14 protein-coding genes, 2 tRNA genes and 1 pseudogene are annotated in these 13,386 nt (G+C 47.3%); 7 read left to right on the forward strand and 10 right to left on the reverse strand.

Going from position 1 to position 13,386, the window contains the following annotated elements; translation table 11 throughout:
- The first annotated feature begins 9 nt into the window (after positions 1–9).
- The 3 genes from ICN46_RS10575 (at position 10) to soxA (ending at position 1,552) form a co-directional block, all read left to right on the forward strand.
- Positions 10–474, forward strand: a complete 465-nt coding sequence (locus tag ICN46_RS10575) for a SoxY-related AACIE arm protein (RefSeq protein WP_216208505.1) — start codon at positions 10–12, stop codon at positions 472–474.
- Complete coding sequence (locus ICN46_RS10580; protein ID WP_216208508.1) at positions 471–800, forward strand: thiosulfate oxidation carrier complex protein SoxZ; 330 nt, start codon at positions 471–473, stop codon at positions 798–800. Before ICN46_RS10575 ends, ICN46_RS10580 begins: the two co-directional genes overlap by 4 nt.
- A gap of 104 nt (positions 801–904) precedes the next feature.
- Entirely contained in the window at positions 905–1,552 is a 648-nt protein-coding gene (soxA, locus tag ICN46_RS10585; protein ID WP_255538844.1) for a sulfur oxidation c-type cytochrome SoxA, read from the forward strand.
- A gap of 22 nt (positions 1,553–1,574) precedes the next feature.
- Here the strand turns inward: soxA and purU are convergent, their stop codons facing one another.
- From purU to ICN46_RS10605, 4 genes are all read right to left on the reverse strand, one after another.
- Entirely contained in the window at positions 1,575–2,429 is an 855-nt protein-coding gene (gene purU, locus ICN46_RS10590) for a formyltetrahydrofolate deformylase (RefSeq protein WP_216208511.1), read from the reverse strand.
- A 94-nt stretch (positions 2,430–2,523) separates the two neighbouring features.
- Entirely contained in the window at positions 2,524–2,916 is a 393-nt protein-coding gene (locus ICN46_RS10595; protein ID WP_216208516.1) for a hypothetical protein, read from the reverse strand.
- On the reverse strand, positions 2,897–3,307 hold the full coding sequence (locus ICN46_RS10600; RefSeq protein WP_216208518.1) for a surface-adhesin E family protein: 411 nt from the start codon (positions 3,305–3,307) through the stop codon (positions 2,897–2,899). Before ICN46_RS10600 ends, ICN46_RS10595 begins: the two co-directional genes overlap by 20 nt.
- Before the next feature lie 66 nt (positions 3,308–3,373).
- Positions 3,374–5,848 (reverse strand): penicillin acylase family protein, encoded by a 2,475-nt coding sequence (locus ICN46_RS10605; RefSeq protein ID WP_216208519.1) that lies wholly within the window; start codon positions 5,846–5,848, stop codon positions 3,374–3,376.
- A 133-nt stretch (positions 5,849–5,981) separates the two neighbouring features.
- Between ICN46_RS10605 and ICN46_RS10610 the strand changes: the two genes are divergently transcribed.
- A tRNA-Leu gene (locus ICN46_RS10610) sits at positions 5,982–6,070 on the forward strand.
- Between the two features lie 5 nt (positions 6,071–6,075).
- The gene (locus ICN46_RS10615; RefSeq protein WP_216208524.1) at positions 6,076–6,558 is read left to right on the forward strand and encodes a hypothetical protein; all 483 of its coding nucleotides are present in this window, start codon (positions 6,076–6,078) and stop codon (positions 6,556–6,558) included.
- 10 nt (positions 6,559–6,568) lie between these two features.
- On the opposite strand, the gene ICN46_RS10620 is transcribed toward ICN46_RS10615, so the two are convergent.
- From ICN46_RS10620 to ICN46_RS10640, 5 genes are read right to left on the reverse strand one after another with little or no spacing between them, the layout of a single operon-like run.
- A complete protein-coding gene (locus tag ICN46_RS10620; protein WP_216208527.1) occupies positions 6,569–6,982 on the reverse strand; it encodes an ExbD/TolR family protein in 414 nt (137 codons plus the stop codon).
- Between the two features lie 2 nt (positions 6,983–6,984).
- On the reverse strand, positions 6,985–7,677 hold the full coding sequence (locus ICN46_RS10625; protein ID WP_216208530.1) for a MotA/TolQ/ExbB proton channel family protein: 693 nt from the start codon (positions 7,675–7,677) through the stop codon (positions 6,985–6,987).
- Positions 7,678–7,681: 4 nt separating this feature from the next.
- Entirely contained in the window at positions 7,682–8,377 is a 696-nt protein-coding gene (locus ICN46_RS10630; protein ID WP_216208534.1) for a TonB family protein, read from the reverse strand.
- Entirely contained in the window at positions 8,377–9,180 is an 804-nt protein-coding gene (gene murI, locus ICN46_RS10635) for a glutamate racemase (RefSeq protein ID WP_216208536.1), read from the reverse strand. Before murI ends, ICN46_RS10630 begins: the two co-directional genes overlap by 1 nt.
- A gap of 32 nt (positions 9,181–9,212) precedes the next feature.
- Positions 9,213–10,736, reverse strand: a complete 1,524-nt coding sequence (locus ICN46_RS10640; RefSeq protein ID WP_216208540.1) for a fumarate hydratase — start codon at positions 10,734–10,736, stop codon at positions 9,213–9,215.
- A 167-nt stretch (positions 10,737–10,903) separates the two neighbouring features.
- Here ICN46_RS10640 and acs point away from each other — a divergent pair, with 167 nt between their 5' ends.
- On the forward strand, positions 10,904–12,877 hold the full coding sequence (acs, locus tag ICN46_RS10645; protein ID WP_216208543.1) for an acetate--CoA ligase: 1,974 nt from the start codon (positions 10,904–10,906) through the stop codon (positions 12,875–12,877).
- Positions 12,878–12,923: 46 nt separating this feature from the next.
- Positions 12,924–13,014: transfer RNA gene (locus tag ICN46_RS10650), tRNA-Ser, on the forward strand.
- Between the two features lie 253 nt (positions 13,015–13,267).
- On the opposite strand, the pseudogene ICN46_RS12195 reads toward ICN46_RS10650, so the two are convergent.
- Positions 13,268–13,386 (reverse strand): annotated as a pseudogene (locus ICN46_RS12195) (IS30 family transposase); the annotation flags it as partial.

The following is a 13,386-nucleotide window of genomic DNA, read 5'->3' on the forward strand; positions in this document are numbered from 1 at the left end:
GCATAAATAATGAATCTGCAGAATGATCAACGCCGTCGCTGGCTATCAGTGCTGAGCTTTTTGAGCATTGGGGCTTGGTTAAATCCCAGGCTAGCTTTTGCCAAGAAGCCAGAGGCAATGGCAGCCATCGCGAAAATTGTTGGCTCTCAAACTCCGAAAGAGGGGCGCGTTAAATTGGTGATTCCGACATTAGTGGAAAACGGTAATCTAGTGCTACTAAAGGTTAGCGTAGAGAGTCCAATGACGGCGCAGGATTACGTCAAAGCAATTCATGTGATAGCAGAAGGCAACCCATTGCCGAATATCTTTAGCGCATTTTTAACGCCTCGCTCTGGCACTGCCAACATTACAACCCGTGTTCGCCTTGGAGAGAGTCAGCGTGTCTGGGCGATTGCGCAAATGAGTGATGGCAGTTTTTGGCAGGGATATGCAGATACGCTGGTGACTCTGTCTGCCTGTACGGAGTCGATATGAGTAAGACGTCCCGGACTTCTATCACCATGCCTGCGCAGGCCAAGAAAGATTCCATTATTGAGATCAGAGCGATTGCTCAGCATGACATGGAAACAGGGTATCGCTATACCGATGCTGGCAAGCTGATACCAAGAGATATTATTCGGTTCTTCACCTGCCAATACAACGGTACAGAAATATTTAGAGCAGAATTTCATCCGGGGACCGGGGCCAATCCATTGATTATTTTTACTACGATCGCCACAGAATCAGGAACCCTGCAATTTGAATGGCAAGGTGATGATGGTTATGAGGCGGTCAACCAAAGTCAAATCACTGTCACGTGAAATCTTTTTTAGCTTTTACATTCTTGCTTGCGCTGCTATGGTCTTCAATAGGCTACGCTGCTAGGCAATCGAGCTACGATCTAATGTCGCCCGAGAATCGGGCTATGCAAGATGATCCCAACTTAAACCCCGCGCAGTTTTGGGTGTTGGATGGCCAAAGCCTGTGGCAAGAGAAGGCTGGTAAGCTTAATATTTCCTGCGCCTCTTGCCATGGTGATTCTGGACACTCAATGCGTGGTGTTGCAGTCCGTCTTCCAAAAATGTCGCAAGGCAAACTACAAACGCTTGAAGGTCAAATCAATCAATGTCGAGTTTCTAGGCAGCATGCTGCGGCATTGACTTACGAGAGTAAAGAATTGCTCGCTTTAACGGCATTTGTGGGAACCCAATCTAAGGGTCTTCCCATTGTCGTCAGTGAGACTTCGGCGAATAAGGTTCCTTTGCAAAAGGGGCGCCAGTGGTTCTATACCAGAATGGGGCAACTCAATCTCTCTTGTGCGCAATGCCATGAAGATCGTGCTGGATTAAAGTTAGGTGGCAGTGTAATACCGCAAGCTCATCCAACTGCTTATCCTATTTATCGTCTTGAGTGGCAGGGTCTGGGTTCTTTGCAGCGAAGATTACGCAACTGCATGAGCGGGGTGAGGGCTCAGCAGTTTGAATATGGTTCGCCAGAAATGGCGCAGCTAGAACTATTTCTGATGTGGCGTGCTCGGGGGATGACCTTAGAGTCTCCAGGCGTGAGACCTTAATCCTTTGCAGGTAAGCGATTATCTAATCCGAGAAGACAACTGAGGTTGTGCCATTAATCAACACGCGGTCGTACAGGTAGTAACGCAGGGCGCGAGATAAAACGGTGCGCTCCAAGTCTCGACCTTTGCGTACCAAATCTTCTGGAGTATCGCCGTGGGTCACGCGGGTGACGTCTTGCTCAATAATAGGACCCTCATCCAAATCACTTGTTACAAAGTGAGCTGTTGCGCCTATTAGCTTGATACCACGTGCATGCGCCTGATGATATGGCTTAGCACCCTTAAAGCTGGGTAAGAAGGAATGATGTACGTTAATGCAGCGACCAGATAACTTGGTGGACAGATCATCTGACAAAATCTGCATATAGCGCGCCAAGATCACCATATCAACTTTGGATTCGGTAACAATCTCCAATAACTTTGCTTCTTGCGCCGGTTTGGTTTGGGGTGTGACGGGTAGGTGATAAAACGGAATATCAGCGAAGTCGATGCTGGAGTACACCTCACGTGGATGATTGGAAACAATGCCGCAAATGATCATGGGTAATTCACCAATACGCCAGCGGTAGAGAAGGTCTACCAGACAATGATCTAATTTAGAGGCCATAATTAAGACACGTTTCAAGTCTTTCACCGCGCGTAAGTTCCAATTGAGCTCAAAACGCTTGGCAATTTCAACGAAACCTTTTCTCAAGGTTTCGGCATCAACTGCACAACTAAAGCTCACACGCATAAAAAAGCGTTTGGAATCTTTGTCATCAAATTGCTGGGCTTCCTCAATATCGCCGCCAGCTTGATAGATATAAGTAGAGACAGCGGCAACAATGCCTGGGCGATTAGGGCAGGTGAGGGTAAGGTAATAATTTTCTTGGTTCATGTCTCAAGCTCAAAAGTATTGCGTATAAATGCTGATTTTAGACTGTTGAGCAGGCTTGCTGTCCTAATGGGGAGGTAGGCGGGTTTGCTAGGCCCTATTTAGCGGGCGCATCCGCCTTATCTGCTGGCCCTAAATAGACTTCACTTTTATCGTTAATGGTGGGGATTGGTACGTCTTCACAGATCGGTTTTGGGCCCACAACATTTAAAAAACTACATTCTTTTTTGGTGGCAGCCGATGCTGCGTGCTCCAAAGGGGATTTGCCGGTGGCAGCGGTTGAAACAATGCTGGTGGCAGTCATTGGGTTGGCCACTGCCGCCGTCGTAGCGGCAGTACCAACAGAGCTTGCGGCTGCGGTACCAGAGCTTCCTAGTGCAGCTAGCGGCGCAATACAGCTAGCCAGGAAAACTGGACAAAAAATAAGAGGCCAAATCCAAGGGGAAGGACCTTTCAGGGAAAGATAGGTTTTATTTAGCTTTGCAGACAACGTTGTATACCCCGGCAGCCCAATGACCTTTAGGTATAGCTTCATAAACGCTATCAGGCGTTTGCTGATCAATCAGAACTTTGCCTGAGCCTTTGTTGCCTGTAAATACTTTGAACTCCAGTGGGCGGTATTTAGCATTACTGCAATCAAATTCATTTAGACCAATGATGGAGTTAACTGGTTCTTTGGTCTTAGGATCTTCACCTGGCTTCTTGAAATCGAGCATCGACAAGATTTGCGCTGTAGTACTACTAGATTGCAATGTCGCAGTGTCTACCGAAATCGTTGACTGTTCATTTTGACCAATCTCTGTCCATGCCGCCAATACATTGCTTGCTGACAGTGCGATAAGTCCAGTAATGATGGCATTTAGGATGGGGAGTTTTTTCATTGTTGCTATATTCCTGTTTTGTAACTATGAGCAATTTGCTAATAAACCATTCTAAACGGCTTGAGTTTACTTTTGTTTATTCGTGAGCTCAAGTTGTCGCTCAACCTTTTCTGGCTTCATTTGTAGAGCTAGATACTCATTTTTAGCCCACAGTGGGAGCATGTTTCGATAGAGCTTACTCTGTACCCAGCCCGATTGGCCGGATTGGTAAATGAAGGCAGATTTTTCTAAATCAGCCAAGTCATAAATAGTCCGTAGGCTAGGCGCCTGTTTAGTTTCGAAGGGATTGCCTGCTTGGAGTAATTCAAGTCGTCCAACATTGACAGTGAAGCTATCCCCTGGAAAAGGCGTTTCCAAATTGAAAAAATAACCCAATAGGGGAATGCCACCAAAGGGGCGATGCTCTGAGTAGGCGACATGTCCTTTACCCCAAGACCACTTACTTGGGTCACTGCCGTAGCGTTGACTTAATTGATTCAAGGCTTTATCAAAAGCATCGTTTGAAGACTCTGCGCAGGTTTCAATTTTTGGGGTTCCGGGGATGTCGCACCAAGGACTATTCGGATTAGCGAGTTGAAGCATTAAGGGGGTCCTAAAATTTCTAGCCCCATAATTTTCAGTGAATAAGTAGCTTAGGCGCGAAAAAACATTGCGAGTGAATTGATCAGCCCAGGCATTAAAAATAAGCGCCCCAGCACTATCGATACGCATGTCACCATCAAAATCTTTAGCAATTATTAGGGCGGCTGGAGCTAATGGATGACTTGATTGGCTTGCCTTGAAAAGATCAAGTAATTGTAAGGCTCCGAGGGAGAGCGTATCACCTTGCATAGTTTTCATGGAGTTGAAATCGTGCCGCTCTTTAGCCTGAATCAGTTGAACAATACGGTCATAGCGTGTCGGCAAATCCCAATCGGCTGTAAGTGGGTTTGGATCATTGCTGGCGATGATGGGTTGATTGGCTGTTGCAATCCATCCTTGCTCGGGATTGTTGCTAGCAGGGAGTTGTTCAAATGGAACATAGCCTGTCCAGTCGTATTGCTTATCCCAACCCAGTGCTGGCGTTACCCCATAAAGACCTTGGTGCAGTACCCTCTTGGGCGCTACACCAGCAGCCTGATAACTAATGTTGCCGTCTAGGTCGGCCATCACCACATTTTGCATGGGGGCGTAGTTTTTATGGAGTGCTTTTTTGAAACCATCCAAATCCTCTGCCCGATTCATTTCCATCAGACCTGCGACTGATTGATTTTCAATATCAAGAGCCGTCCAGCGTAAAGCCAGCGCAAATTTTTCAGTATTAATCGCTCGTTTTGCGCGAGAGTAAGCATCGGATATCACTGGGCCATGCCTAGTTTCTTTTACCAGGAAGCGGAGCGGTGGGGCACCTTTAATCTCAATCATTTCTTGGCGAACTTTAAAGGGTAGCGGGCCATCTGGTCCGCGGTACATGCCAGGAGACTTAGCATCGAGTTGCTCGATATATAAATCTTGAACATCAGGATTGGTGTTTGTAAAACTCCAGGCATATTTATCCGTTCTACCTAAGATCACCGCTGGTATTCCGGGAAGCGTTCCACCAATAACATTTAAGCCTGGGGCTTCAAGGTGGGCAAAGTACCATACCGCGGGCGTTGATAAACCTAAATGAGGATCATTTGCCAATAAAGGTTTGCCGCTGACAGTGCGCTTCCCGCTCAGCGCCCAATTGTTTGAGCCAATACCATCTTTTCCACCAGGAAGATCATTGGTGGAGAGTGCCGACAATTCATTGGGTGGCAGCTGATTGGATTTGCTTTGCAGACTAGGTCTAGCAGTGTTAAATACTTTGTTATCTTGATACATTTTTGCAAAGTCGACGCGCGTCACTGGGTCGCCAGCAACAAACGGCGGTAGAACTTGCCAAACCTGCTCGGTTGTTAAGAATTGAGAGAGCTCTAGCCGTTGCAATTCTTTTTGCCAGTTGCCACCCAAATCCAAGGCCATCATCAGCATCCAAGCTACGCTATCCGAGGGAGACCAGTAGCCAGGTTTAGAGCCAGTTAAAAAATACTCAAGAGGCAAAGCCCAACCCAGTTGCGCGTTGCCAGCATTAACACCATCGGCATAAGCTTGGAGTAAACGTTTGGCAGCAATAGGGTAACGATCAAGCTGTTTTTCAGCGGCATGCTTAATCCCCAGTGTGCGCATAAATCGATCGATTGCGACGCTTTCTGATCCAAGAATCTCTGACAGTCGACCGCTAGCGAGACGACGATTCATTTCCATTTGCCATGAGCGCTCAGTGGCGTGAAGGTAACCTAAGGCAAAGAGGGCGTCGCTAGGGCTACTGGCCTTGATGTGTGGAACATCGCTCTCGTCAAATGTGATAACTACCGAGTCCCCAAGGGTCTTGATGACCTGCCTGCCAGAAATAGTGGTCTTCGCTGACAGAAGATAGGTCATGCAGACTACTGCTAGTAAAAATGCCAGCCCACCACCAGTCCATAGGGCTCCCCGAATGACTGGGCGCAGCCCTTGAATTTTGGTCAGAAATCTCATGGCAACAGTTTAGCCGTTTTGGCTGTATGCCCTCTAGCACCCAAGCAGGGGTGCTTCCGGGTCAATAGCGCCCCCGCATGCTAAAATTTTGCTTGTCTTGATTTATATAGCGCGGCAGTTACTGTTAGTGCGAGCCCGAGTGGTGAAATCGGTAGACACAGCAGATTTAAAATCTGCCGACTCAAAAAAGTCGTGCCGGTTCGATTCCGGCCTCGGGCACCAGTTTTATGAAATCTATTCGTCTATTCCACACATCGCATCTATTGTTGGGGCTGCTAGCCCTTACTATTCCCGCCTGCTTTGTTAGCGCAGAAACCATCATTCTCAATTGCATGCGAGTTGAGCGTGACCTGACTGAAGAGTATGTGATGAAAGTCGTTTCGCCGATGGAGGGTTCTAAGGGCTCCAAAGGCAAAGTGTATTTTGATGAGCGCGATTTAGATCAGATTGGGAGTGATGGGCGTCAAGAGGTAAAAAATGTTTCCATTACTAAAGATAAGATTTCTTTTTTAACGGACACCTCTTTCCCGCCAGAGGAATTTGATGGTGTGCGCTATGCTGCTGGCACTGTTGTCTCTCTCACTACAATTTCTAGAGTCAGCGGTGAATTAAAAAAGATTGAAACGATTAAAGGTGGATTCTTGGCAACCACCATGGGTGAGGGTACAAAATCATATACAGAGAAGTGCTCACCCATTAAGGGTAATTAAGTGAGTTAGCCTAGTCTGGCTCTGTTACAAAGCCTAACTTAGTAAGGCCGGCTCGACGTGAGGCGGCAAGCACTTGCGCAACATACTCATATTTGACGGACTTATCTGCGCGTAAATTCACCTCGGGTTGAGGGTCCTTTTGAGCGGCTTTTTCGGCATAGCCATCAAAAGTCTTTAAGTCAATCGCTGAGCTATTCCAAAAAATTTGGCCCTTGGCATCAATTGATAGTTGCACCGACTCAGGCTTCACTTCATTGCGGACGCTATTAGCCTTAGGCAATTCAATTTTTACAGCTTGCTGAATTACTGGCAATGTAATCATGAAGATGATCAGCAAGACCAACATGACATCCACCATTGGCGTCATGTTGATTTCAGCCATGATGCCTTCTTCGTTCTGGTCATCCTGCATATGAAATGACATACTTATTCCTCGGACTTGACGCGAGCGCCAGTTACAAAATAAGCAAGCAGATCGTTACCAAAGCGGTTTAAATCTGCTACAAACAATTTATTGGCGCGATTGATGGCATTAAAGCCAAGAACAGCTGGAATGGCGACAGCCAAACCTAGAGCAGTCATGATGAGGGCTTCGCCGATTGGCCCAGCCACCTGGTCGAGTTGAGCGCTACCTGAACTGCTGATAGCAATCAAGGCGTGGTAAATACCCCAAACTGTGCCGAATAAGCCTATAAAAGGTGCGGTTGCGCCAGTAGAGCCTAAAAAGGTAAGCCCCTTTTGTAATTTAGCGGCGACACCATCAATACCGCTCTTCAGGCTTCTGGACATCCACTCTGAATAGTTCAGGGTCTGTAAAAGTTCACGATGATTGGTGGATTGGCTTTGGTGATGCGCTGATGCATCTAAAGCAGACTTGGCAATGTGGTAGTAGGGGTTGGATGCATGGGTGGTGAAGGAGTAGAGCCCTTGATCAAATGAAGTGGCGCGCCAAAACTTATCTAGCTCAGGTTTGAGTTTGCGCAGATTGCGCAGATCCCAAAAGCGGGAAAGTAAAATAACCCAAGTGACGATTGAGCAAAACAGGAGCACCAGCGCTATAAAGCGTGTGATGGAATCGCCTTCGAGCCACAAATTTGCCAAACCAAATGGTGTGTTCATGTTGTTAGTTCTTTATATTAAATTTAATTAAGAGGTTGGTGGAAATTCTAGTGGGCGAGCCGTTTACTAAAAATGGTTTGAAGCGATAACGTCTACCTATCTCGGATGCAGCTCGATCGAGGCGAGGAAAGGTGCTTGATTTCAGCAGGGCAATATCTTCCACGCTACCAGTTTCATCAATAATCAATCGCACTACCACTTCGCCTTGCTCCCCCGACCTCTTGGAAAACGAGGGGTAATAAGCATCGGCATCCGGCTGATAGATAACAACCAGTTTACCAATATCGGTCTGAATCGGTGTGCCACTCGCTCCCCCGGTCGTAGAGGGTGCAACGGTGGCATTGGGGGTAGGTGCATCGGACTTGCTTTGCTGCTGGCTAGGTGGTGTTGCGGATTGCTGTTGAGACTGTGGTGGCGTGGGTGCCCGTGAAGATTTTTCGTTAACGGTTTTCTTTTTTTCTTGCTTCTGTGGCTTAGGTGGCGGTGGTGCGGCCGCAGCCGGTGGCTGTTTGCTGGCTTCAGGGCTTACAAGATTGGCCATCACGCGAGTGTCATCTAAGTTATCTTCAGGCTTGGGCTGCATGCTTTTATGAAAGCCAATAAAGAACATGGCGTGCAACAAGAGAACAATGCCAATAACCACACGTTCTGTTTTATCGAACGGAAGATGAGTAGTGAGGTGAGCTAAAAAATTGCGCACTACAGACCGCCTAAATACTGAGCTGAAACATAATGCGCACTTAAGTCACAAGACATTAGATCTTGAGCCATAGTTAAGAGCGTACCCTCATCTTTGCTGCTGATGAAGATAATAGAGCCATGCTGATGTTCAGGGGTCGCTATGGTGTTGATTTCTAGCTGCCGTTTGAGTTGGCGCACAACGGCTTCACTCGTATCGATGAGTGTGATGCTACCGCCCAGTAATTTGCGGATTGCTTTGCGTAAAAAAGGGTAATGAGTGCAGCCTAATACTAGAGTATCTGCGCCGGCATCTTGAATGGGCTCTAGATGTTTGGCTAAGAGTTCGAGCGTGTCCTCACCATCAGCTTTGCCTGCTTCAATGAGGGGGACTAAGCCTGCGCCTGCTTGTTTGATAAAGCGACAATGTGGCGGAAGTGTTGCCAGTAGGGCGTTAAATTTATCGCTACTCAGAGTAGCTTCAGTAGCAAGCACGCCCACAATGCCATTGAGAGATTGCATCGCTGCTGGCTTGATGCCTGGCTCTACCCCAATAATCGGAATGTTTATTTTGAGACGTATATCTTTAATCGCTTGGGCGGTAGCAGTATTGCAAGCAACCACGATTGCGTCGCAACCCTCATGAGCAAGGTGTTGGCATAAAGCAAGGCTACGCGCTGCAATCCACTCGCTCGATCTCTCGCCATAGGGAGCATTGGCAGAGTCAGCGAGATAGATGTAATCGTGCTCGGGAAGCTGATCAAGGGCTTCATCCAATATGGATAAACCCCCAACGCCAGAATCAAAAACGCCGATCAGTGCCAAGAAATCAACCGCGCTTACGAAGCTTCAAGGAATTAAGCAATCTTGACCGGAATATTCCCGATCTTCGCTTGCCATTCTTTAGGCCCAGTGTCGTGCACGGCGATACCTTCAGAATTGACTGCTACTGTCACTGGCATATCCTTGACATCAAATTCATAAATGGCTTCCATACCGAGATCTGCAAAGCCAATGACCTTTGAGGATTGGATTGCTTTGGATACTAAGTAAGCAGCTCCACCAACAGCCATGAGATAAGCAGATTTGTGCTTCTTAATGGATTCGATCGTTGCTGGTCCGCGCTCTGCTTTGCCAATCATGGAAAGGAGGCCGGTTTGAGAAAGCATCATCTCAGTGAACTTATCCATGCGGGTAGAGGTGGTTGGGCCTGCTGGACCTACAACTTCATCGCGGACTGGGTCAACTGGTCCGACATAATAAATAATGCGATTTTTAAAGCTCACGGGCAATTCTTCACCCTTTGCAAGCATATCTTGGATGCGTTTATGAGCAGCATCTCGACCCGTCAAGATTTTGCCATTGAGTAAAAGCGTTTCACCTGGTTTCCAGCTCGCCACCTCTTCAGCTGTCAATGCATCCACATTAACGCGCCTCGATTTTTTAGTATCCGGGGTCCAAGTTACATCTGGCCAATCTGCTAGAGATGGAATCTCTAATTTTGCTGGGCCATCACCATGTAAATGAAAGTGAACATGGCGAGTTGCTGCACAGTTTGGAATCATAGCCACTGGTAGAGAAGCCGCGTGTGTTGGGTAATCCAAAATCTTAATATCCAATACAGTGGCAAGGCCGCCAAGACCTTGGGCGCCAATGCCTAGCTTGTTTACTTTTTCATAAAGTTCAACACGCAATTCTTCAATTTTGTTCTTTGGGCCGCGAGCAATCAGATCCTGGATATCTACTGGGCCCATTAAAGACTCTTTTGCCATCAGCATCGCTTTTTCCGGGGTGCCACCAATACCAATGCCGAGGATGCCTGGAGGGCACCAGCCTGCACCCATAGTAGGAACAGTTTTCAGAACCCAATCAACAATAGAGTCTGATGGGTTGAGCATAGCCATCTTGGCTTTATTTTCTGAGCCACCACCCTTGGCTGCGCAAATCACTTCAATGTCGTCACCCGGGACGATTTCATAATGGATCACGGCTGGAGTGTTATCGCCAGTGTTCTTGCGTTTGCCTGCTGGATCCGATAAGACTGAGGCGCGCAGCATGTTATCGGGATTGAGATAGGCACGACGTACACCTTCATTCACCATATCAGTCACGCTCATCGTGGCATCTGGCCATTGCACATTCATACCAACCTTGAGGAAGACAACCGAAATACCAGTGTCTTGGCAAAGTGGGCGGTGACCCTCGGCGCACATGCGACTGTTAGTTAAGATTTGAGCGATGGAGTCTTTAGCTGCAGGGCCTTGTTCTAGCTCATAGGCCTTGCCCATGGCGCTAATAAAGTCCTTAGGGTGGTAGTAGGAGATAAATTGGAAAGCATCTGCTACGCTTTGGATTAGGTCGTTTTGTTTAATGTTTGTCATGTTTTGGACTTAATTAGTAAAGGTTTGCCCTATTTTAAGGGTTTGCCATAGAGCAAATCCCAAGTGTTTTCACTTATCTTATGAGGTTCTAAGGGGTGTATTCCCATCATTTTGTGTCCATTATGCAGAAAATGAGTGGCTGATTATTAAAAAGAGGGCTGTGAAGCATGGAACCATTAAAACAAGAAAATCGCGTATTTAACCCACCTGCTGACTTTGTGAAGGGTGCTGCCATCCCTGGAATGGAAGCCTATAACAAGCTTTGCGCGGAAGCCGAAAAGGACTATGAGGGCTTTTGGGGTCGCCTTGCCAAAGAGAATATCTACTGGAAAAAGCCTTTCACCAAGGTTTTGGATGAATCTAAGGCGCCTTTTTATAAATGGTTTGAAGACGGTTTAACCAACGCTTCATATAACTGCTTAGATCGTCAAATTGAAAATGGCCTAGGCGACAAGGTCGCCATTATTTTCGAGGCCGATGACGGCAAGGTAAGCAATGTTACTTATAAAGAGATGTTGGAGCGCGTTTGCAAAATGGCAAATGCCCTGCGTAAGATGGGCATCAAGTCTGGCGACCGCGTCATTATTTACATGTCAATGTCAATCGAAGGCATTGTTGCCATGCAAGCCTGTGCTCGTATTGGTGCAACACACTCAGTGGTGTTTGGTGGCTTCTCCGCTAAGTCATTGCAAGAGCGAATTGTTGATGTTGGTGCGGTAGCTGTGATTACGGCTGATGAGCAATTCCGTGGTGGCAAAGCATTGCCACTCAAGGTGATTGTTGATGAAGCATTAGCTTTAGGCGAATGTGAAAAAATCAAAAATGTCATCGTCTATAAGCGTACCGGCGGCAATATTCCCATGACTGCTGGCCGCGATTCTTGGATGCATGATGTTGTTGCCAATGAGCCTGCTACGTGTGAGCCAGAGTGGGTGAGTGCAGAGCATCCTCTCTTCGTGCTCTATACCTCTGGGTCAACAGGCAAACCAAAGGGTGTGCAGCACTCTACCGGTGGTTATTTGCTGTGGGCTATTTTGACCATGAAGTGGACCTTTGACATCAAGTCAAACGATGTGTTCTGGTGTACTGCTGACATTGGCTGGGTCACAGGTCACTCCTACATTACTTATGGCCCGCTCGCAGTGGGCGCGACTGAGATTGTGTTCGAAGGCGTTCCTACCTATCCAAATGCTGGGCGTTTCTGGGACATGATCCAAAAACACAAAGCAACCATTTTTTACACAGCACCAACAGCGATTCGTTCGCTGATCAAAGCATCTAGTAATGATGCTGCTATTCATCCTAAGAGTTACGATTTATCTTCATTGCGTCTCTTAGGTTCAGTTGGAGAGCCAATTAATCCTGAAGCTTGGATGTGGTACTACGAGAACGTTGGTGGTTCACGCTGCCCAATTGCAGATACCTTCTGGCAAACCGAAACTGGTGGCCATATGATTTCTCCAATGCCAGGCGCAACACCAATGATCCCAGGATCATGCACATTGCCATTACCCGGCATCATGGCAGCGATTGTGGATGAGGTGGGCCATGATGTACCCAATGGCCAAGGCGGCATTTTGGTTGTGAAGCGTCCATGGCCTTCCATGATTCGCAATATTTGGAATGACAGCGATCGTTTCGTGAAATCGTATTTCCCAGAAGAGTTGGGCGGCACTTTGTATCTTGCTGGTGACGGTGCGATTCGTAACAAAGAGACTAGTTACTTCACTATTACCGGTCGTATCGATGATGTGTTGAACGTTTCTGGTCACCGCATGGGAACTATGGAAATTGAGTCTTGCTTAGTTGCCAATCCATTGGTAGCTGAGGCAGCCGTAGTTGGTCGACCAGATGATATGACCGGCGAAGCTATTTGCGTGTTTGTCGTTCTGAAGGGTGGTCGTCCAACGGGTGATGAAGCCAAGAAGATTGCAGCTGAGTTGCGTAATTGGGTTGGCAAAGAGATCGGACCTATTGCTAAGCCTAAGGATGTGCGCTTCGGTGATAACTTACCAAAAACCCGTTCCGGAAAGATCATGCGTCGCTTGTTGCGTGTGATCGCTAAAGGCGAAGAGGTGACTCAAGATACTTCTACCCTTGAAAACCCGGCAATTTTGGATCAACTCAAAGAGGCGCTCTAAGCAAATCTGCTCCACTCCTTCGTTATCCGTATAATCGATCGTTTCCGGAAGGGTGGATGAGCGGTTTAAGTCATACGCCTGGAAAGCGTACGTAGGTTAATAGCCTACCGCGGGTTCGAATCCCGCCCCTTCCGCCAGTAGCACCCTTAGAGCCCCTATCCACGGGGCTCTTTCTTTTTGAGGGCTTTCTACCCACCACTCTACCCACCACCAAAACATTGTCTGAATTTGCTGTTCTGGATGGATCGGGAGGGAGCATTCTGGATAGATAACTGGATTCCAGGCAAATCTTCGATTGGCGCCTTGAAATCACCATCAATTCCTTCTGTAGGCAGGCTAATGCCCAGCCAAGGAGGGTTGGGGCTAAGTTAAACTAAAAATATCGTAGATTCAAACACGAAGTGCAACACGGTTTAAAGATTGATTAAAGACTTCATTGGGGGTTTTAAATCCTAATCGTTTTCTAGGTCGGTTGTTTAATCGGTCTTGGATCATTCTAAGCTCTGCAT

Origin of the sequence: Polynucleobacter sp. Latsch14-2, assembly GCF_018881925.1 — a bacterium.
Classification (GTDB): domain Bacteria; phylum Pseudomonadota; class Gammaproteobacteria; order Burkholderiales; family Burkholderiaceae; genus Polynucleobacter.